The 22,064-nt window shown below is 56.8% G+C and carries 14 protein-coding genes; all 14 read left to right on the forward strand.

All coding sequences use genetic code 11. The features are described from left to right. Positions 1-367 precede the first annotated feature (367 nt). The 14 genes from AC3EA7_RS01230 (at position 368) to AC3EA7_RS01295 (ending at position 21,557) form a co-directional block, all read left to right on the forward strand. Positions 368-2,467 carry a fibronectin type III domain-containing protein gene (locus tag AC3EA7_RS01230; RefSeq protein WP_488612201.1) on the forward strand — a complete coding sequence of 700 codons (2,100 nt, stop codon included), beginning with the start codon at positions 368-370 and terminating at the stop codon, positions 2,465-2,467. A 34-nt stretch (positions 2,468-2,501) separates the two neighbouring features. Further along, positions 2,502-4,718, forward strand: a complete 2,217-nt coding sequence (locus AC3EA7_RS01235; protein ID WP_488612202.1) for a glycosyltransferase — start codon at positions 2,502-2,504, stop codon at positions 4,716-4,718. Continuing rightward, a complete protein-coding gene (locus AC3EA7_RS01240) occupies positions 4,718-5,869 on the forward strand; it encodes a glycosyltransferase (protein WP_488612203.1) in 1,152 nt (383 codons plus the stop codon). Before AC3EA7_RS01235 ends, AC3EA7_RS01240 begins: the two co-directional genes overlap by 1 nt. A 382-nt stretch (positions 5,870-6,251) precedes the next feature. Next, complete coding sequence (locus tag AC3EA7_RS01245) at positions 6,252-7,775, forward strand: glycosyltransferase (RefSeq protein ID WP_488612204.1); 1,524 nt, start codon at positions 6,252-6,254, stop codon at positions 7,773-7,775. A gap of 4 nt (positions 7,776-7,779) precedes the next feature. Beyond that, positions 7,780-8,937, forward strand: coding sequence for a glycosyltransferase (locus tag AC3EA7_RS01250; protein WP_488612205.1), 1,158 nt, complete (start codon positions 7,780-7,782; stop codon positions 8,935-8,937). A gap of 196 nt (positions 8,938-9,133) precedes the next feature. After that, complete coding sequence (locus AC3EA7_RS01255; protein WP_488612206.1) at positions 9,134-10,573, forward strand: glycosyltransferase family 4 protein; 1,440 nt, start codon at positions 9,134-9,136, stop codon at positions 10,571-10,573. 183 nt (positions 10,574-10,756) lie between these two features. Beyond that, the gene (locus AC3EA7_RS01260; protein WP_488612207.1) at positions 10,757-11,194 is read left to right on the forward strand and encodes a nucleotidyltransferase domain-containing protein; all 438 of its coding nucleotides are present in this window, start codon (positions 10,757-10,759) and stop codon (positions 11,192-11,194) included. Positions 11,195-11,314: 120 nt separating this feature from the next. Continuing rightward, positions 11,315-11,674, forward strand: a complete 360-nt coding sequence (locus tag AC3EA7_RS01265) for a nucleotidyltransferase domain-containing protein (protein ID WP_488612208.1) — start codon at positions 11,315-11,317, stop codon at positions 11,672-11,674. Beyond that, on the forward strand, positions 11,664-12,086 hold the full coding sequence (locus AC3EA7_RS01270; protein ID WP_488612209.1) for a HEPN domain-containing protein: 423 nt from the start codon (positions 11,664-11,666) through the stop codon (positions 12,084-12,086). Before AC3EA7_RS01265 ends, AC3EA7_RS01270 begins: the two co-directional genes overlap by 11 nt. Before the next feature lie 531 nt (positions 12,087-12,617). Continuing rightward, positions 12,618-13,976: an ABC transporter ATP-binding protein gene (locus AC3EA7_RS01275; RefSeq protein WP_488612210.1), complete on the forward strand. Its 1,359-nt coding sequence runs from the start codon at positions 12,618-12,620 to the stop codon at positions 13,974-13,976. Positions 13,977-14,084: 108 nt separating this feature from the next. Further along, complete coding sequence (locus AC3EA7_RS01280; protein WP_488612211.1) at positions 14,085-14,963, forward strand: class I SAM-dependent methyltransferase; 879 nt, start codon at positions 14,085-14,087, stop codon at positions 14,961-14,963. A gap of 5 nt (positions 14,964-14,968) precedes the next feature. Continuing rightward, the gene (locus AC3EA7_RS01285; protein WP_488612212.1) at positions 14,969-17,284 is read left to right on the forward strand and encodes a hypothetical protein; all 2,316 of its coding nucleotides are present in this window, start codon (positions 14,969-14,971) and stop codon (positions 17,282-17,284) included. Beyond that, entirely contained in the window at positions 17,281-19,368 is a 2,088-nt protein-coding gene (locus tag AC3EA7_RS01290; protein WP_488612213.1) for a glycosyltransferase family 4 protein, read from the forward strand. The genes AC3EA7_RS01285 and AC3EA7_RS01290 overlap by 4 nt, the downstream gene beginning before the upstream one ends. A 5-nt stretch (positions 19,369-19,373) precedes the next feature. Continuing rightward, a complete protein-coding gene (locus tag AC3EA7_RS01295) occupies positions 19,374-21,557 on the forward strand; it encodes a DUF6020 family protein (protein WP_488612214.1) in 2,184 nt (727 codons plus the stop codon). Positions 21,558-22,064 lie beyond the last annotated feature (507 nt).

Raw genomic sequence — 22,064 nt, forward strand, 5'->3', positions numbered from 1 at the left:
TCTCCCCTCGTGGGAGAAGGGGGGAGGGGGGAAGAGGGGATAGGGTCGCCCGCTGGTCCCCCCACCCCCACCCGCCCCCTTCTCCCACCAGGGGAGACGGGGGGAACGTTGCTCCTCTCCCCCTGGCGGGGGAGCGACGGGGGAGGGGTTGGGGGTGGGGGAACAGGCGGCACGCCCCTACGATCCCTCATCCCCCTGACCTCTTCTCCCAATCGCAGCCAGCGTGTAAGGATACCCCTCCAAGGTCTCTCCAGTATGCCAAACTCTGACGATTTCCAGACAGTACTATGGTACCGCTTTACAGAGCGCTGTAGAGTGTCTACTCTTGCTTGTGGTTATGATACACACATGGTGGGTGAGGTTCCTTATGATATCGAAATCCCCCAATTGGCACATCTCCCTCATGCTCGTGGCCATCGTCGCCATCGTAGGTGCGACATTTCTCCTTCCTTCAGCCGTGTTTGCTTCTGGTTCTGTCGTGTATGTCGCTCCTTCGGGAGCTGATACGCCAACATGTGGAAGCACGAGTGAACCCTGTCGCTCGATCGAAGCCGGTCTTGAACGGATTGTCAATCCCGCAACTGGTCGATACAGCGGTGAGATCCGTCTGGCTGCGGGAACATACACCTACCCATCGAATCGGGCAGTTGCGTTCATCTGGCGCAGAGGCGTCGTCACCATTCGCGGCGGGTATTCGATCAGCGACTGGAATGTCAGCAATCCAACGGCGAATGTCACAATCATCGACGGCGAGAATGTCCGGCGTGGCATCTGGATGACGAACAGCACATACGATGCTGCACAGTGTCTGGTCACTATCGAGGGGTTGACCGTAACCCGTGGACGTGTGCGGAGCGATGATCCCTCCGGCGGCGGAATTCTGAACGATAGTTGCACCCTGACGTTACGCAACATCACGATTACGAACAGTGTGGCGCGCGGGCAGGACAACACAAATGCTAATCCTGCGACGTCTCCAGGAAGTGGCGGTGGTCTGTCCATAAGAGGCATTCCCAACAATCCAGCGATCGCAACGCTCGAAAACGTGATAATCCGCGACAACCAGGCCATCGGCGGAAATGACAGCGCTTCAGCGCCGCGCGGCGGCATTGCGTCCGGCGGCGGTCTTTTCGCCATCAACGCACGTGTGCGCGCCACAAACCTGCGAGTTGAGAACAACATCGCGCGCGCGGGCGATGCGCCGGGATCTGCGGGTGTGACTGGCGGCATCCAGTTTGCCGATGGACTTGGGGGCGGCATCTTTTTTGTACTGACTCCGTCGTTTGAACTGAACAATGTTCAGGTGCTCAGTAACCTGGCGGAGGGCGGCGATGCTGGCAACCAGGGCGGTCTGGGGCTTGGCGGCGGCATCAAAATCGAATTGAGCGCCGGCAGCATCACAAATAGCGTCATTCGAGGGAATAGCGCAAAAGGCGGCGTCGGCGCGAACGGCGGCGCAGGACATGGCGGCGGCATTTTCTCGACCGGCTCGGCTGTGACTATGGAAAATGTACAGGTGCTGGAAAACAGCGTCCAGGGGGTCAATGGCTCAACCGTTGGCGGCAATGGCGGGGGTGGAGGCATCTATCTGATCACCACGCCCGGCGTTGCCAGCGCTTTTACTGCCAGTAACATTGTTATCGCCGGAAACAGCGCGCAGGCAGGGAATGGCGTCACGCCAACCGGCGGTGGTATCGATTGCATTGACACGCAGATGACGTTGACTCACGTGACAATTGCCAGTAACGTGTTGCAGGGATCGAGCGCAGGTCTTGGCGCGGCCGTCAGACTGGTTGGTACATCATCGTCAGCCGGTTGCAACGGCGAGATCAGCAACAGCATCATCGCCAGCCATACCGGTTCGCCGATCTACGCCAATAGCCAGAGCGAGCTGACGACCGTCCGTCGCGTCCTGTTCTTCAATAACGGCAGTCCAAATATCACTGCCGAAAGTGGCGCGCCGATCAGCGAGCAAAACTCGTTTGGCGGCAATCCGCAGTTTGTCTCGCCAGGCGCGCCGAACTTCGATTACCACATTCAACCCGGTTCCGCGGCAAGAGATCAGGCGGTGAACAGCACAACCGCGAGCGATATCGATGGACAGGAGCGCCCCTTCGGATCTGCCAGCGATGTCGGCGCCGATGAGTATTCGACTGAAATACCACTCACGTTTTCTTCCATACCGCGTGGTGTGATCCTTTCCTGGCGTCTACCGCCGAACCTTTCGGTGACACAGTATCGTATCGAATATACCAGGAGCGCTGGCGCGAGCGACGCGCTTGAGGGTCCATCGCCGATCAACCAGTCTGGCTCGACCACAACGCTAACCCTGAACGGTCTGACGCGCGGCGCCACGTACACGTTCGTTGTGATCGGGTTGAATGGCGCCGGTGAGGTCGGTCGTTCGCATGAAGTGACCCTGACCATCGCCACACACGAGGCATTTCTTCCACTTGTGGTAAGATAGGTGAAGGACAGGAGCGCGGCTATTACCAATTATTATGAATCTCTGGCTGCTCACATCACAATTTCCCCCGTCGGTCGTCGGCGGCATTGCGCGCTATGTTGCCAATGCCGCCGATATGTTTGCGCGCGCCGGTCATCAGGTGACGGTGGTGGCGGTTGATCAAATGGAAGGCGAAGATGTATTGCCGTCGGGTGTGCGCGTGATCCGCTTCGTGCCGCGAGGACAGACGCTCGCTCCTGACACCTCGAAGGATGCGACCGTCCACAATCCGGCGTTCCCGTACAATATCCTCGCATATCCGATTGCACTGAGTTATGAACTAGCAGAACGGGTTGCGTCGTATGTGCAGCGCGATGGCGTCCTGCCTGATGTAATCGAATGCCAGGAATATCTGGCGCTGCCTTACTACCTGACTCAGCGTCGGCTCGTTGAGCGCCATCCGCTCAGTGATGTTCCGCTGCTGCTGCATCTTCACAGCCCCGATTTTTGCATTACGCGCGCGAATCGCCAACCGCGCCACCGGTTGCCAGGGTACTGGATCGGTCGGATGGAACGGTTCTGTATGCTCTCAGCAGATGCCGTACTGTCGCCAAGCGCCTTTCTGGCAAATGAGATCGCCGGAGAGATACCGCAACTTTTGAACGCCATCGAGGTCATTCCTTACCCCTATCCGCCGTTGCCGTCGCTCCAGTCTGCGCCGGAGCATGGCGACCTTGTGTTCTTCGGGCGGCTGGAGCCGCGGAAGGGGGTGATGGAACTCGTTGCGGCGTGTGATTGCCTCTGGTCGCGCGGTTGCGATTTTCGGTTGACTCTCATCGGGGATGATACGCCCTTCGGTCTGCGTGGCATGTCGGTGGGCGCCTGGCTGCGTCAGCGCTATCGTCGCTGGATCGACGCGAAGCGTCTGGTCATCACCGGCGCACCACTGCCGCCAGAGGCGCTCTGGCGCCGGCTAGAACGGGCATGGGCGGTCGTGGTTCCTTCGACCTGGGAAAATTACCCGAATGTCTGTATCGAAGCAATGGCGCTGGGCAAACTGGTGATTGCCTCGACCTCGGGCGGTCAGGCGGAAATGATCGGGTTCGACGAACATACCGGGATTCTGTTCAGTTGGGAGAAGTCGGGTGATTGTTCGGCTGCGATTGAACGAGCATTATCACTGTCGAGCGAGCAGGTGCAGGCGATCGGCGCGCGCGCACGCGAGCGCATTACGGCGCTGACATCGTTTGAAACAGTGCTGCCGCGACGAATCGCGCACTTCGAGCATGTCATCGCCGACAGGCGACCGCGACGATCCTTTCCTGACCCGATGCCGGATACCCCTCCGCCGGTGCGCATGACGATGCCAGACACAGTTCCGGGGTTGCTTTCGGTTGTTGTGCCTTACCACAACCTTGGGGAATACCTCGCTGAGACGGTTGCCAGTATCGTTGCTTCTTCCTATCGCCCAATGGAAATTGTCATTGTCAATGACGGGAGCGATGATCCTGCCAGCGTGGCGGCACTCGAACAGATCACCCGGAGATACGCCGATCTGACGCGCATCGTCCGCTATGATCGCGGTGGGCTGGCGCGTGCACGCAACCGTGGGGCGCAGACAGCGCGCGGCGAGTTTCTGGCGTTCGTCGATGCGGATGATCTGGTTGAACCTTCCTTTTTCGAGCGCGCCATCGATGTGCTGCAACGGTACGACAATGTCAGTTTCGTCTACTCGTGGGTGCGTTTCTTTGGCGAAGCCGATGCCTGCTGGCCCACATGGAACGCCGAGTTCCCTTTCCTCCTGGCACATAATATGCTGACGGCGTTTGTTGTTGTGCGGCGGAGCGATTTTCTGGCGTGGGGACAGAACGACCCGTCATTCCAATATGCGCTCGAAGATTATGATGCCTGGATTTCGATGGTTGAGCAGGGATGCATTGGGGTCAGTCTCCCTGATCCTCTGGTGCGTTACCGGGTGCGCGGCGACTCGATGTACCACTCGTTGAGCGAAGCCCAGATTCTGGAGATGTACGACCGGATCGTGGCTCGCCATCGTTCTCTGTACGAACGCTATGGCGCTGAACTTTTCGCCCTTCAGAACGAAAATGGGCCTGGATGGCGCTGGAACCATCCAGGGACCAACCCGCCCGATGTCGTTCAGCAACAGCAGATTGCGACGCTGCAACGTCGTGTTGCCCGTCTCGAACGTCTGTTGGCGATACCGCTCAGGGTTCGCCGTGCGCTGCGCAGGGTATGGAGTCGTCACCAGTGATGAACCATGTGCGTCACGCCTTCAGGCGATTAAAGCCGCGCTCCGATGAGTATGGCAATGGCTGGTCATCAGGCGGAGCGCCACGGGTGCTGTTTGCCAGCGGCATGGACGGTGCGCCGCTGCGGTATCGTGTGGCGCATCAGGCGGAGCAGATTACGCTGACCGGCGGCTCGTGGATGCTCCTGCGCGATACCGATCGCCGTCTGGTGCGGCATGTTCGGGAGTGCGCTATGTTGTATCTCTACAAAGCCGCTCTTACGTCGCAGGTATGCGAGGCGATCACTGAAGCGCGCGCTCGTCATCTTCCGGTAGTGTATGATACCGATGATCTGAACTGGGATGAGCGTTTGGTCGACTATTGTGAACTCGAGCGATACTATTCAGATATGGAGGTCACACGGTTTCGCCGCATCTTCCGTGAAGCCGAACGCCTCATGCAAACGGTTGATGGTTTCATCGCTTCGACCGACTATCTCGTTGCCGCGCTCACTGCCCATTTCGGCATTCCTGCCTATGTCAATGCCAATGCGCTGTCACAGGAGGCGCTCGCGCTGGCTGAACCGATCTATTGTCGGCGTTCCACGACACCAACGCGGCTGGCTGTGACGCTTGGCTACTTTAGCGGCTGGCCCAAAGCGCACGAGCCGGATCTGGCAGTTGCGCTGCCAGCCGTGCGACGGGCGCTCAAAGACCTGCCAGGAGCGCGGTTGCGTATTGTCGGGCATTTTGAACGAGATGCGCTGCCGACAGACCTGCGCGACCGGATCGAGTTGGCGCCATTTGTACCGTATGAGCGGCTCTTCGAGGAGATTGGGCGCGTGGATATCAACCTCGCGCCATTGGTCGATAATCCGCATCGTCGCGCCAAGAGCGCCGTGAAATTCCTCGAAGCGGCGCTGGTCGGCGTGCCGACGGTCGCCAGCGATCTGGAGCCATACCGTCTCATAGATCATGGGCGCACCGGCATGCTGGCAGCGGATGAGGAGGGATGGTATGCGAGTATCATGGCGTTGGCTGCCGATCCAATGCGCCGATGCGCGATGGGAGATGCGGCGCGCCGATACGTGCTTGAACACGAAACGACCGTGGCGCGTGCGCCTGGATTTGCGAACCTGCTGCGTCATCTCATTAATACACTTCCACGGAGATAACTGTATACATCAGTGGTGGCGAGAAACACGGGCAACGAAGCTAAAACGGCACGCTGACGGAAAATTATTCCGCCATGCCCCCCTGACAGTTGATGAGGATCGGGGAAATACCCGGTATCGCCAGGGCGCCGCAGGCTGAAGCTCTTGTTGCGTTCCTGCAAGCCGAATGGCTGCTTGCACAGCCTGAGCGCCCCCCGGCGCTGCGGGCTGAAGCCCGTGCTGAGGTCCTGCAAGCCCCTGCGGGGCTTCCACGTCCTGCGAGAGGTTGAGCCGATCGCTCAGGGATGAGGCGCCGACTCGGCGATACGGGCATGCCGGATTCATTTCTCAGATTCATAAGCCGCAGGCTGCTGCTGGCTATTCGGAGAGGCGTCAACCACGTATGACCTCACCGCTAGTTTCAATCATCATCCGCGCCCGCAATGAAGCGCCGGCGCTACGGCGTCTTCTCCCGCTGTTGAAAGCGCAGGAGACCGATTTCCCGTTTGAAATCTGGTTGCTGGATAACGACTCGCACGACGAGAGCGCAGACCTCGCGCGCACCTATGGCCTTCGTTATCACCATATTCCACGAGGCGGGTTCAACTATGCGGCAGCGCTCAACCTTGGCGCATCGCTAGCGGAAGGCGAATGGATTGTCAGTCTATCGGCGCACTGCTTCCCGCAGCATAACCGCTGGCTGGCAGCGCTGACGGCGCCGTTGCGCGCCGATCGTCACGTGGTTGCCACCTACGGTCGCCAGGTGATCGACCCACAGAGCGGCGCATTCGAGGCGCACGGCAATGCCGCGTTGTTCCCGGCAGATGTGCGCCAGCCGAAGATTGTCGCCTTCTCGAATGCCAACAGCGCCGTCCGACGCGATTATCTGCTGATCCATCCGTTCAATCCGGCAATCAAGATTCTTGAGGATCACCTGTTTTATCTGGAGATTGCGGGCGATTTCGATGTGGTGTATGTGCCCGAGGCGGTCGTGATCCATGAGCATGATCGCTTTTCGTGGCGTTACTACGTGCGACGTTGGGCGTTGGAGGGGTGGTCGTTCTACTTTCTGCTGCGCCACCGCGGGTTGCAATCGCCGTATATTCCGCAACGGCTCGTTTCTCCCCGACGGCTGTTGTTCACCTACCCGCGTATCGCATCTGCGTATGCGCGGCGTGGTCAGTGGCAGCCGGCGTTGCGGGCGATCCCGTTCTTCTGGCTGCGCGACTTCGTCTGGCTGGCGAGTTTTGTGCGCGCGCGCCTGCTACACCCCATCATGGCGCAGACTGATACGGCGCTGTTGGTGCGCACCAACCGCTTTCTACGGCGTCAGGCGATGCAGCAGGCGCGCGCGGCGCTTCCCGACGCTCCGCTCGACTGGCCCGAAGAATGGCAGCTCAAGGCGGATTGGGGATTCATCCGGCGGAATATTGCCGATTTCATCCGTGCGTGCCACGAACGGGGGTTCTTTGCCAGTCCGCTGCTCGAAGTCGGCGCATCGGGGCAGAACGATTACCTGGCGGAGTGGTATGAGATGCACACCTCGAACCTGGCGTCGAACCTGCAGGGCGCGGATATGCCGCTCGACATGGAGGATATGCGACAGATTGCGGACAACTCGCTCGGCGCGATCCTCTGCTCGGAGGTCATCGAGCATGTGCGGCATCCGGAGCGCGCGATTGCGGAAGCGTTTCGCACCCTGCGTCCAGGCGGTACGCTGATCATCACAACGCCGTACAACATCGTCATTCACAATACTCCCGAAGATGGCGGGTTTCACGGGCGCAATTTTACGCCGCAGGGGTTAGAACTGATCCTGCGTGAAGCGGGGTTTGAGATTGTGCTGCTCGAGACGCGCGGCGCAACCGAAGTACGACGCCGTATGATGCCAAGTAATGTGTTTGCAGTGGCCCGGAAGCCACAGTAAGCCTATGGTCTCACGATTGCGCCAACGCCTGCCGGCGCTGCTGCGCGCTGCCGTCATGCTGCCACGCTCTGTCACTGCGCCACGCCGTTCGCCGCCGCGTTTGCGGTTTGTTTACCTGCATCCCGGCGCAGCGACGCGCTACCGCGTCTGGCATCAGGTGGAACAGGCGCGTATCGCCGGGCTGACCGCAGATGCCGTTCATCTGCACGACACGGCGCGCGTGTACGATCTGGCGCAGACCGATCTCCTGATTGTGTATCGTCTGCCGCTTGCGGCGCTGACACTCCCTCTGGTGGTTGCAGCACGCTTGCGCCGTATTCCTCTGGTATTCGACACCGATGATCTGGTGTGGGATGAGCGTGAGCGCGAGTACAATTTTCTCGACCGGCATCATGATCCGGCGACGATTGCCCGCCTTTTGCGAGCGGCGCGCGCCATGCGGCGGTTGATGCGGCTCGCCAATAGTCTGATTCTGTCAACTCCATACCTGGCGGCGCTGGCATCCGCCGACATCCGCCGACCGACATTCATCAGCCCGAATGTTCTGTCACGCGAACAGGCGGCGTTGTCGTGCGCCGCGTTCGAAGAGCGGCAACGACGTCCTTCGTCAGAATCGCCAGTGATAGGGTACTTTTGCGGACATGCACATGTTCATGACGAAGACATTGCGACAATTGGCGCTGCACTGCGCGCGACGCTGGATGCCTGTCCTGAAGCGAAACTGCGTTTCTACGGCGAGGTGACGCTTCCGCAGGAATTGACAACGGCGCCTGTCAGCGAACGCATCGAGCGGCATCCGGTGGTTGACTGGCGCGATCTACCGCGCCATATTGCTGCGGTAGATATCAATATCGCGCCGTTGGTCGATAATCCGCAGCGGCGCGGTAAGAGCGCCGTCAAATATCTGGAAGCGGCTGCCGTGGGCGTGCCGACAGTTGCAGTGCGACTCGAACCATACCGCGACGCGATTGCCGATGGCGTCACGGGATTTCTGGCTGCCGCGCACGAGGAATGGGTGGCGGCGCTGATGCGGTTGCTGCGCGACCCGGCATTGCGACGCCGGATGGGTGAGGTGGCGCGCGCCGATGTGCTTGCCTATCACACGACGGAGCGTCAGGCGGAACGATTTGCGCAGGTCGTTAGGGAGATTACATCTGTATAGGACACGGATATGCGCGGGTTGGGACGGATTGGCACGGATTGAAAGCTGTATTCCACATGCTCACAGGACCTCTGAACGGAAATCCGAACAATGTAAGGGCGCGGAGCGGTGAGCGCTGGCTGAGCCTGTCGAAGCCAACGCTCACCGTAAGACGGGCAACATAGCGCCTGATTGATCGCTCTGTGAGAGATAAAGCATGAACATCCTGTTGATAGCGCCATGGTTGTCGCTCGGCGGCGCGGATCGGGTCAATCTTGATCTGATTCGCCAGTTGACGCAGCGCGGTTATCGGTTCAGCGTCGTTGCAACGCTGCCGGGAACGCATGAATGGCGCCCGTTGTTTGAGGAACTGACGCCTGACGTGGTGACGCTGCACCCGGCGATCGCACCGGAACACCAACCAGCATTCATACGCGATCTCATCCGATCACGCAACATTCAGACCGTGCTGATCAGCAATAGCCAGTTCGGATATGCGCTGCTGCCCTATCTGCGGTTCCACTGTCCGGATGCGACATTCATTGACCTGCTCCACGCCGAAGATCCGCACTGGCTGAATGGCGGGTATCCGCGTCTGTCGCTCAGCCACGGGTCCTGGATTGACCTGAGCATCACGGTTTCGCACCATCTGCGCGACTGGATGATCGCGCGCGGCGGCGATCCAGCGCGCATCGAGGTCTGTTATGTGAACGTTGATGCCGACGCCTGGAACCCGATGCGTTTTGATCGCGCGTCGGTGCGGCGAACATATGGCATCCCTCCCGAAACCCCGCTGATCCTGGTGATCGGACGACTGTCGGCCGAGAAACGTCCCCGCCTGGCTGTGCATATCTTTCGGAAACTGGCAAAGCGCGGCATCGCCTTCCATGCGCTGATCATCGGCGATGGACCGGAGCGCCAGGCAATCGAGCGCCTGCTACGCGACCCGCGGCTGCGGGACGTCCGATTGACCGGCGCCTTGCTGCTGGAGCGGGTGCAGGAAGCAATGGCAGCCGGGGACATACTCCTGCTGCCATCGGCGCGAGAGGGAATTGCGCTGACGCTGTACGAAGCGATGGCGATGGGGCTTGTGCCAGTTGCGGCGGATGTCGGCGGGCAACGTGAACTGGCGACGCCCGACTGCGGAGTGCTCATTCCGCCTTCCAAAAGCGAAGCGGCGGCATACATCGCGGCGCTCACCGATCTGCTGCGCAATCCAGCGCGTCGCACGGCGATGAGCGCCCGCGCACGCCGGCGGATTGTCGACCATTTTCGGATCGATCAATTCGGCGAGCGGATGGAGGTGCTCATCCGGCGCGCGCACGAGCGTGCAGCGCGTGCTGTTCGTCCTGTTCCCACGGAACCCGATGCCGCACATAGCGCGACTGAGGCGATACGCCTTGCGCGTCAGTCACGGGATGTTGCGCGTTTGTGGCAAGTTGGCGAGTATGCCGATAGCGCTCCGCTTTCTCCAGCGCGCCGCGTGGCGCTGCAGGGCTTGCGCATCGCGCGGCAACGGCTGCGCCCGTTGTACCGCCGCCTGGTCAATCGTGACGGGCATCCGTTGAGCCGTGGGATCGTTGCAGTGCGGGATTGGATCGTGGAATGGGTGTTTCGTGAGGAGTCTGGCAGACGTGAGCGCGATATAGTGCAATAGGACGCGGATATACACGGGTGCGACAGATTGGCGCGGATCCGCTTGTGAGATGTCTGTGTTCATCCGTCTCGATCCGTGCGAATCCGTGTGCTCCCATGCGCCACACAACCTGAACCTCTCAGACGGGTTGAGTTGCCAGCGGCGCCCGCGCGTGGTACGATCCTGGTGACCTTGCGGAGCAATATGATGAGTCGTCAGTCCGACCTTGACCTGTCCGCCATCCGGGCGCACCTCAGAGCGCGCCAGGAGCACGAATATCAGGCTGCGGAGCAGCGGAGACAGGCGGCGCTGAGCCTCGTCAGCGCAGCGGCTTGCGCCGTCTTCCCGCGCTTTCCCGGCGTTCGCAGAGCATATGTCTTCGGTTCGGCGTTGCGTCCCGGAGCGATGCGTCTGGACTCAGACATCGATATTGCTATCGAAGGGGCGTTGTCGGCTGAAGAATACTTTGCCCTCTGGCGCGATTTGGAACATGCAGCAGGCGACTGGGCGATTGACCTGGTGGAACTGGATCGAGGGGTGCGTTTTGCCGACCGTGTGCGCGAAGAAGGGATGCTGATCTATGAATGCCCGGATTCAGACGTTGAAAGCGGAGATCGTAGCCGACCTGAAGGCGATTGCTGAGATCTACGCAATAGAACACGGATTTGCACGGGTTGAGACGGATTGGTACGGATCGAGGCAATATCCTTTCAGGCGCAGGCGCGATAAGAACGGCTCCAGGCGGCAGAAAGTGGCACCACGATGGCGCCAGACGATACATACCGGCAACTGTTGCAGCAGCGGCGCGCAGCCCACCGACAGGCGCTGCGGCAGGAGGCTGAGCGTTTAGCGACAGAGGCGGCGGCGCTCGGAGTTCAGCGAGTCATCCTGTTCGGTTCCATGGTGCGGAACGAGGACGGTTTGATGAGCGATCTGGATTTGTTGATTGTCTGGGACACGCCGCTCAGTTTTCTGGAGCGCACAGTGGAATTGTACCGTCGGCTCCAGCCCCGCGTTGCGACCGATCTGCTGGTCTATACCCCCGCCGAGATGGAAACGATGGCGCAGACCTCGCTGGTGCGGCGGGCATTGCAGGAAGGACGGGTGCTGTATGAAGCGTGATGCGCGGTCGGAGGGGTTACGCTGGTTGGAACAGGCGGAAGCGGATCGGCACGGCGCGCAATTGCTCTTTGACGGAGCAAGTTATCATCTGGCGTGTTTTGTAGCGCAGCAGATCGCCGAAAAGGCGCTCAAAGCCTTTCTCTATGCTCAGGGTGAGGATCTGGTGATTGGTCATTCGGTGGAGGCGTTGTGCCGTTGGGCCGCCGGATTCGACGCCGACTTTGAGCAACTGCGGCAGGAAGCGGCGCCGCTGGACGGCTACTACATACCAACCCGCTACCCGAATGGTCTGCCTGACAGCATCCCGGCGCGGGTGTATACCCGGGCTGCGGCTGAGGAAGCATTGCGACTGGCTGATCAGACCCTGCGCCTGGTCCAGAAGAAACTGCGCGGCGGACAGGCATCTGGTTGACTCCGCCAGGACCCTTGAGGTCGGGCAAGGTTGCAGACCGGCGCGAAGGACATGCCGCCGGAGGTGATCCCAGGCAGCGCCGATTGCCTGGCGGCAGACCTCAAGGGTCGGGGGCATTTGATCGACAACCCGAAATCGCCCCATCGCCCAACATGTCGAGACGTTGCAATGCAGCGTCTCTGCGTGCAATAACACGTTTCCTTCTCATGCTTAAGGTGCAACGTGCAACATTTCGAGACGTTGCGATGCGACGCGCAACATCATTTGCGACGCTGCGATGTCTTGAGACGCTGCGATGCAGGGTCTCTATGGGCAACACATTCCTTTCTCGCGTTCAACGTGCAACGTTCAACGCTTCGAGACGCTGCAACGTTCAACGCTTCGAGACGCTGCAATGCAGCGTCTCTACCTGAAACCTCCCACCTTACACCTCTTGCCTCACTTGACACCCCCCTCAACCCGTGCTATTATCGCGCTCCGTAGGCATCGAACCCAAATGAGCGCAAACGCAGGCAGTAAAGAGGGCGTTTTTTGGCGACGCCCGCCAGTATTATGGTTGTTTCCACGCCAGAACCCGTTCTTCAAGAAGCGGCGCCGCCCCCCGTTCCCGCCGACGACGTGGTCATCAGCGTCCAGAACGTCGGCAAAATGTATCGCATTTACGAACAGCCCCAGGATCGTCTGAAGCATATGCTGCTCTGGCGCTTCGGCAGGCAGTACGGGCGCGAGTTTTGGGCGTTGCGCAACGTCAGTTTCGAGGTGCGGCGCGGCGAGACGGTGGGAATTATCGGGCGCAACGGCAGCGGCAAGAGCACGCTGCTGCAGATCATTGCCGGTACGCTGGCGCCGACCGAGGGCGAGGTGCGGGTGAAGGGGCGTGTAGCAGCGCTGCTGGAACTCGGCAGCGGCTTCAACCCGGAGTTCAGCGGGCGCGAGAATGTCTACCTCAACGGCGCGATCCTGGGGCTGAGCCGCGAGGAGATCGATGCACGCTTCGACGACATCGCCGCATTCGCGGACATCGGCGAGTTTATTGATCAGCCGGTGAAGGTGTATTCGAGTGGCATGTATGCGCGACTAGCGTTTGCAGTGGCTGTATCGCTTGATCCCGACATTCTAATTGTTGATGAAATACTTTCTGTGGGTGATCTTGGATTTCAGCAGCGTTGCGCAACACGGCTTCGCCAGCTTCGAGACAACAACCTGACGCTTCTTTACGTTAGCCATTCCCCTGATTCTATTAAGAGTATTTGTCGAAAATCTCTACTTCTACAAGAGGGGCAAGTTCTTTTTGAAGGGGAGGCAGAAGTGACAATGAACAAATATCTTAGCCTAATTCGAGAGGAAGCGAATACCGCAGTATTAGCGCAAGAAAAGCATCTTTCAAGACGTATACCTTTTCAATCGCTGTCTAAAGCAAAACTGCGCTATGGTTCTGGTCATGTTCAGATAATGCAAGTGAATCTCCTGAATGGGCGAGGAGTTCCCGCGCAATCTTTCAAGTTTGGCGAGGAAATCATAATCGAGGTTCGATTTCAGTCATATATTGATATAGAACACTTTAGCTGCTCCTTCTTAGTAAGAGACTCTACGGGTATCGATTTGTTTGGCACAACCACGTTTGATGAGGGAATTCAATTCCCACCGCTTTCCCAAGGATCAAGCGGTATTATTCGCTTCAGGTTTAAGAACCAACTGAGAATTGGCAATTATGGAATATCCGTGGCGTTGAATCGGACATTACAAAGGGATTACTCTGACAACATCTTATTCGACCAAATCGATGGAGCAGCGGTATTTTCCGTTATACCCGATATTGCGAGACCTGTACATTATAAATTCTTTCTCCCGATCGAGATAGATTACGACTTAAAGGCGGATAAAATCTGAAATGACACCTCCTACGTCTCAGGGTATATCCATAATAGCCATAGTGATAGTTATGGCGCTAGATTTGTACACCTATTACAATTGTTATTACTGTAAAGGAATTAAGATATGGAAATAAGCCCAAATTATCAATATTGGCGTAACTATGGACACGAATGGACTAATGAGTATAAAAGACGCCAAAGATATATGATACTTTATCATATTCAGAAGATTATGCTTGCAGATTATATGCGGCATAGTCAACCCGCTCGAGTACTGGAATTCGGTTGCGGAGTAGGGCGTCATTTACAGTATCTTTGTCAGATAGACAATATTGAGGTATATGGGTATGATCAAAGCGCTACTATGGTTAAAGGATGTCTCGAATGGACAACTCCGGAATGGATTTCAGAGCGCATTGCTGTAGGTGAGCCGGTCGGTCGATTGCCGTACCCTGACAAACATTTTGATATTGTGTATACTGTCGAAGTGCTTATTCATGTTTCTCCGACAGACTTAAGTTCAGTGCTATCAGAGCTTGTGCGCGTCAGCAACTGGCAAATACTTCATATAGAGCCATCCCCTGAATATTATGTGCATGAGGACGCACACGATGGCTCTTGGAATCATGACATTGTCGCTGCGTATCATCACCTTGGATACACTTGCGAGTCTTTGCAATCGGGATTTCGTGTGCAGCAACCGTACCGGGTTATTCTTGATCACAGCCGTCCTGTATATACCTGGTCGCATGAAATCCTGAGATTACTGTGGGAGATGGAATCCGATATACAGCCCACCATTGATCAGTTATTGGCAGACACAGGCGCATTGCGTTCGCAACTTGCTTCCTTACAGGAAGAGCAGGCGCGCGGAGCGGAAATCCGCCAGCGCCTCGAAGCCGCCCTGGCGGAAGAGCAGCAGAAAAATAAACATCTCATCCGCTACCAATCTCGCACTGAGACATTCATCAAACAATTGCAGGAAATCCTTGGAATGGAGTAAAAAATATGGGAACAAGCAACTGGCAACACATCCCTTTCTGCGTAGAAGTGTTGATGAAAATTGAACCGAAGCGTGTGCTCGATGTCGGGGTAGGATTTGGAAGATGGGGCATTATTGTTCGTGAATTCTGTGATGTATGGTTTGGAAGAGTGCCACCCGAGCAGTGGTCGGTTTATATTGAAGGAATTGAAGCTTTTGAACCGAATATCTCGCCATATCACAAGTACTTCTACAATAAAATTCATATAGGGGATGCTTTAGACATTATTCCGGGCATAGACGAACTCTGGGACGTAGTAATATTCGGTGATGTTATAGAGCATTTCACCCGCGATGAAGGAGAAAGATTATTGCGTTGGTCAATTGATCATTCAAAATATGTCATTGTCAATGTCCCATTAGGCGACGATTGGCAACAAGAGGAGATGTATAACAACCCATATGAGCGTCATAAGAGTATATACAAAGAAGACGACTTCTCTAGCCATTTAGCGAGAAAATCCATCTTTCAAGATTATATCGGCCGAAAACACGGATCTTTCGTGTTATCACGAGAAGATCCACGTAATATCTCAAAGCGGCTGTTTTCTCAAGGAACTGATGCTGAATCATATCTCCAAGAAACTATAGCCGCCATGGAAACCGATAGCGAATCTTTACAAAAAATTGTTACACGCGCACAGGCTATAGTAAACGAACTCAACTCAATCAAGGTTTCGCGGAGTTACCGTGCTATGACTAGAATTCAGCGATCTATGCCCGGCAGACTCGCAAGCCATGCACTGCGTTACGTTGATCGATACGTCCATCCTGAACAACGCTTATCAATGATGAGAGGGTTTATTTCTCGGTTTTCACGCCATGCGCTCTCTCGAACAGGCGTATATCTTTCCGAGCAATCCCACCCATTGTGGACTGGATATACTCGCCTTAAAGTGATTGGGCGAAATCCACAGAGTCAGGGTGCTGAGGTATGGATACTCGCAGTTCGGAATAATGATGGATTTCTTGACCTTGACCGGATTCACCTGCAGGGTGCCTGGACGGTGAGAGAGGGTTTAGGAATGGAAAAACGCCCTGTACTGGTTGCATCAGAATATGGCTGGTCTGATATTCCTGCCGAGAATGGCGCACATCTGATGTTGTTGCGGCATCCATGGAGCGGAATCGTCGAGTTGCAGCACGGAAACATACGACGTCGTTTTGATCTTTATACTCAAAATTCAGATCATATTATCGTCGATCTCACAACGTTGGACCAGAAGCATACATTTCCATCAATACGAGTTACACCAATTCCAGAGGCAGACAGAAGTTGGCTCGAGATGATTAATCGTCGCCAGGAGTTTATTGCGATTGTCAACCCAGAATGGAAAGGCATTTATAGTTCAACCAAAAACCTTTTCGATAACATTTTGGAATTACCGGACGATCTTAATGAAAATAAAGGACTGCGATATGCACGGTTGATTGCCGAAACAAACTGTCGAATTGCAGTTATTCAAGGATATCCGTTAACTTACGATCACTTAGTTTCATCACTACGTCGAATTGCACCCAAGGTACGCATTGCCGTAATCTGGCACGGAACATTTTTACGATCTAACGAAGATTATGCATGGCGGTCTTTTCGGCGAGTCGAACAACTTGCTTCTGAGGGGGTCATCTGGAAGTGGGGATTCGTCAAGGCGCGCATGGCTGAGATCATGGCGCAGCGTGGCATACAAACCGGATTTATCCAGAACATGGTGCGTGAGATACCGGACAAGCCGTCAAAGCCACTTGAAGACGGACCACACTTCGGCATCTGGTTACTTCGTGCCAGTAATTGGCGCAAGAACCCTCTTGCGTCTATTGCCGCTGTTTCCATGTTTCCCTCCGCAACTCTCCATATGTCGGCAACGGATGGCCGAGTGCAAGAGTTCATTCAGTTCATGAATATTAAGAGCGTGTCACACAGCGGAACGATTGAGCAACATTTGATACGGCAGTATTTCGCTCGCATGCATCTTAATCTCTATGTCACACTGAGCGAATGCGCACCTATGCTTCCGCTCGAAAGCCTGTCGGTTGGATCTCCCTGCCTGATCGGCCCTGTCTCTTACTACTTCGAAGACAATGACTATTTGCATAAACGTCTTGTTGTGCCTCAACCAGACAATGCGGGCTTGATAGCCGCGTATATGCAGCAGGCGCTCGAAGAACGGGATGAAATCATTCGCGCATATATTAAGTATGCGCCAGGCTATAATCAAAGAGCTCAAGAGTTATTGGCTAATTTTTTGGAACTCGATATTGATTCTTCGCACGACAACCCATGAAACGCATCTGTTTTGTTACTCATGAGATCGCACCAACCACTTGGGGTGGATGTGGTGTGCTACTCTTTAATGCTGCACGTATTCTTTTGCAGCAAGGCAATGAAGTGATTTTTGTCTTGGATTTGCCGAAAGATTATTTTCACCAGTTTCAATATTTTGATCGTCCCCGTCTACTTCACCCGGAAAAATGTCGAGCGTATCACGTCGAAAGCATTTTAGCTACGGAAGAAGAGAACATAGAACAAGATCACTTCGTCGATCCGGCTGCCTGGCGATCATACCGAATTCATCTGGCGTGCCGATATGTCGCTCAAATTGAGCAGCCTGATATTATTGAGTTTCATGATTTTTTGGGTGTCGGGCATTATGCGCTGGCGGCCAAAGTAGCAGGACTATGCTATCGGGATCAGCACCTTGTGGTCCGCTTACATACCTCCATCGAGGTTATGGATATAAAAGGACCTTCTGCGCCGGTCGACGCCCATTCCCATATTGTTCATGATCTTGAGCGAAGCGCCCTTCAAATGGCAGAGACGATTGTTTATCCCTCGTTATTATACCTTAGTGAAGCGTATCGTCCCTTTTATCCGTCTTGGTTCGGCAATGTCGTCGAGTCGCAATCTCCAATCGTTGATATTCCCGTTTTGCGGAACTGCGCCGCGAGTCCTAACATTATTTTGTTCTATGGGCGTATCTTCTCGTTTAAGGGTGTTGACACCTTTGTGGATGCCGCTGTTGAGTTTTTGCGTCAACACGAAAACGTGCGTTTTGTCCTGGCAGGATATGACTCTCGACAAGCGCCCGACGGCAGCCTGACTTATGAGCAGTTCCTGCGTCGCAAGATCCCCTCAGCGTTCCAGCCTAATTTTGAGTTTGTCGGTCAGATTGAACGCAATCAGCTTGATTCTTTACTTTCAGATGTTCGTTTCGCCGTATTTCCCAATAACTACGAGTCTTTCTGCTATGCCGCCCACGAAATCTATGCAGCTGGCATCCCTATTATCGTTTCGAATATTCCAACCTTCAGGGATTTCTTCAAACACGAGGAGAATGCTCTGATTTTCGATGGAACCGTCGGCGATCTCGTAAAGCAGATGACACGTTTATGGCGCGATGAAGTATTGCGTCGCCGTTTGATGTTTCCCTATCCCGTTGCGACACGACCTCTAGGGGATGTCTACGCCAATCCTCCGCGCAATAGTTGGATTGTGGCGGATGCGCTTGCTTCGTGTTCTCTGCTCGTATGCATCGTCGGCGAGGCGGATGATCGCCTACAGGAAACGATCGAAAGCGTGAGACGTATTCAAAAGCGTGATATGCGCATCATCCATCTCCAACCGACAGATACGAACGATGATGTGGCATCTGGATGGCTGCTTGGACAACTGTTCCGTTTTCGCTCACCTGAAGGTGATGCGCTCCTTCCTACCTCCGTGCTCACCGAGCAGGCGCTGCTCCTGTTGCGCACAGGGGATCGCATCGCTCCCGATTTCGTTCACATCGCCTGTAATACGCTTGCTCGCCAGCCTCAGATCGGTTTTGTAGGCGCCTGGCATCGCGTTTATTCATCAGGGAAGGCGCGCCTGGAGAATTTTCCGTTTGATGCGTCGGTGGAACTGCTGCCATTCTTCAGCGGAATGATGCTGCACCGTTTCATTATGCGCACGCCTGCTCATCAAATGCTGATTGACGTGTTTGACCAGAAGACGGGTTCGTGCGGCGAAATCGCATATATGTGGCGCCTGGACGCAGAGGGACGGCGCGGACTGATCATTCCAAAGCCGCTGCTGGAACGTGATGAGGAGCCGCGCTTCGTCCCTCGTCTGATCGACCTTAGCGCGCTGATACTCCGTGATTCGTCCTACTGGCACCAGTCACGTCTGGCGCGACTTCTTATCTGGTATGCCGACTATGCAAGAGCCGGGAAGCTGCCAGGCTCTGCAATAGGCGAGCCGTCATCTGTTGCACAGTCGCGTTTGTGGCGTCTGGTTCGGAAAGTCTATACGCTGCCGGGCTACCCTCTGATGCGTAGTGCGGCGCTTGCAGGCTATCGCGTATGGCGAAGGATAACAACATACGACTAGTTGCGATGTCCAGATCAAAGCGTATCCTGGCAATCTGCGGGCTAGGGGCGGCATTGACGGTGACGTTTATCTACCATATCGCAGATTTGCCGCTGGAAAAGACGGATCTTGCTCTTTTCGCGGGACTCTACTTTTTCCTGCTGTTTAGCGCGCTGTCATACGCCCTGCTGCGCGCTGTCGTCCCGCGCCTGCGCCGATTCGGACGACGCGCGCAGATTGCCTGGATGGTCGGCGTTCCGCTGCTCGGAGCGGGGGTCACGCTGCAGCTCTGGCTTGGGGAAGCGGGGGTCACGCTGCAGCCCTGGCTTGGGGAACTGGAGGTGACGATTACGCCGCTCAACAACCGCCACCCCGCCGCGCAAGGCAGCGAGGTGTGGCTGCTGCGCGCCTTCAACGGCGGGCAGGCGCTCGACCTGACGACATTCGCGCACGACGGCGCGTGGGTCCGGCGCGACAACGGCGAACTGACGGCGCTCAGCGGCGTGACGGCGCCGCTGCGCTGGCGCGGCTGGGTGCGCGGCGAATTGACCCTCGAATTGCTCGAACACCCCTGGTCGGGCCGGGTGCGGGTGCAGGCGGGCGAGCAGGTGCAGGACCTCGACCTGTATGCCGCAACGGCAGGCGGGCGCGCGGTGACGTTGCGGGCGCCGCCGTCGCTGTGGACGCGCGCGCAGCAGGGGATAGTCTGGCTAGCGGACATCGTGAGTTTCGGCGCGCTGCTGACGGCGGCGCTGCTGCTCGCGTCCGCCTGGCGGCCGCAAGCGCGTCGGTTCGTCGCAGCGCTGCACCGGTATATGCTGCCGTGCGTCGCCGTCTGGTCGTGCGCGTTGCTGTTATTCTGGCCCGGGCTGATGTCACCGGACTCCTTTGATCAATGGATGCAGATGCTGAGCGGCAGATATAACGATGTTCACCCTGCGGCGCATACCCTGACCAATCGGGTGCTGACGCTGCTGTGGCCCTCTCCGGCAGCGGTGGCGCTGGCGCAGATCGGCGCGCTGGCGCTGGCGTTCGGGTTGACGATGCGCGAACTGGCGCTGCTCGGCGTCAGCAAGTGGGCGCAGGCGGTGCTCGTCGTTCTGTTTACCCTGTCGCCAGCTAACAATCTGTTAGTGATTAGCTTGTGGAAGGATGTCCCGTATGCAATCGCAATGCTGTTTGTCTTTTGGGCGTTGCTGCGGGTCTGGCGCACCGACGGCGCGTGGCTGCGCTCGCGGCGGGCGCAGGTCGCCGTCGGCGCGGCGCTGGCGGCCATTGCGCTCTACCGCCACAACGGCGCGCCGGTTGCGGCGCTGAGCCTGATGGCGTTTCTGATCGTCGGGAGGCAGGTGCGCTGGCGTCAGATCGTCGTCATCGGCGGCATCGCGCTGACGCTGACGCTGGCGGTGAAGGGAGGGGTGTATCGCGCGCTCGATGTAGCGCCGACGCCGCCGCGGATTGCCCGTCAAATGCTGATCCATCAGGCAGGGGCGATCATAACCGACCCCGAAGCGCGGATTGCAGATGACGATCTGGCGTTTCTCGAGCGCCTGTTGCCGCTTGACGAATGGCGTCGTGCATACTCGTGCTATGAGTTGAATACTCTCCTTTATCATACACCGATGGATAAGAACTGGTTCGATGCACACGCGGCGGAATTCGATGCGGTCTGGCTGCGACTGGTGATGAACAATTCGCTCACGCTGGCGCGGCATCAGGCGTGTTTGACCTCTCTGGTCTGGCGGGTAACACACCCGAAGGACGGGTACTTGTACACATTTGTGAATCCTGAATGGATGTATATTGATGCACTACGTTCTCTGCCTGAGTCTGAACTTGACAATGTCCTGCCTCATTCAGCAGCTCCGGCGGTGCGGGACGCACTGTTGGTGTGGTTGAATCTGCTTCAACATCCCGAATGGATCTGGCTGGTCTGGCGTCCTGCATTGTATCTGTACCTGACCCTCTTCTGCGTAGCCGTCACTATGATCCGGCATCGGTCGTGGCGTCTGGCAGGGCTGGCGCTGCCGGTCGTCGCGCAGTCGCTGGTCTGGATGCTGGTTTTGACCGTGCAAGATTTTCGCTTTCAATATCCTGCGTATGTCATCGGTTTACTGGCGCTGGGGCTGATCTTTGTTCCGGCGCCGGGCGCGGCGGGTGAAGCCATGACGGAAGAACCTGGGTGCGTGGCAGTGCCCCGCCCTTCCTGACATTCTGATGCAAAGCGCGTTCTCCCCATTCCCATGCCGGTGTTCGCCATCATCCCCCCTGCCCTCTTCCCTGCTCGTGGGAGAAGGGCGGGTCAGGTCCTTCCGGGTTTCGCGTTACTCTGGGGAGCAAGACGCAGCGGCGCTGCGCCCGCACCGGCATTCTGATGGTCGGAATGAGCCATACAAGGTAATACTAATGCGCGGTCATTCGTCCAATACTGCCGGGGCGCTGCGGACGAACTCCCTCGCTGAGGACGTGGTTCGACTGCGCTCACCGCACGCGGTTCGACGGTGCTCACCGCACGCAGTTCGACCATGCTCACTGCACGCGGTTCGACGGTGCTCACCGCACGCGGTTCGACTGCGCTCACCGCACGTGAAAGCCCCGCTGGGGCTGCTGATGCCAGGGCACAGTCTGCGTCCACGATATGCCTGCTGGTGCGCGTTGACCGTTGCGCCTTGCCTGACGAACGCTCGAACATTTTGTCCGACTGAACGCTACCTGGT

The sequence above is a fragment of the Roseiflexus sp. genome (genome assembly GCF_057785375.1).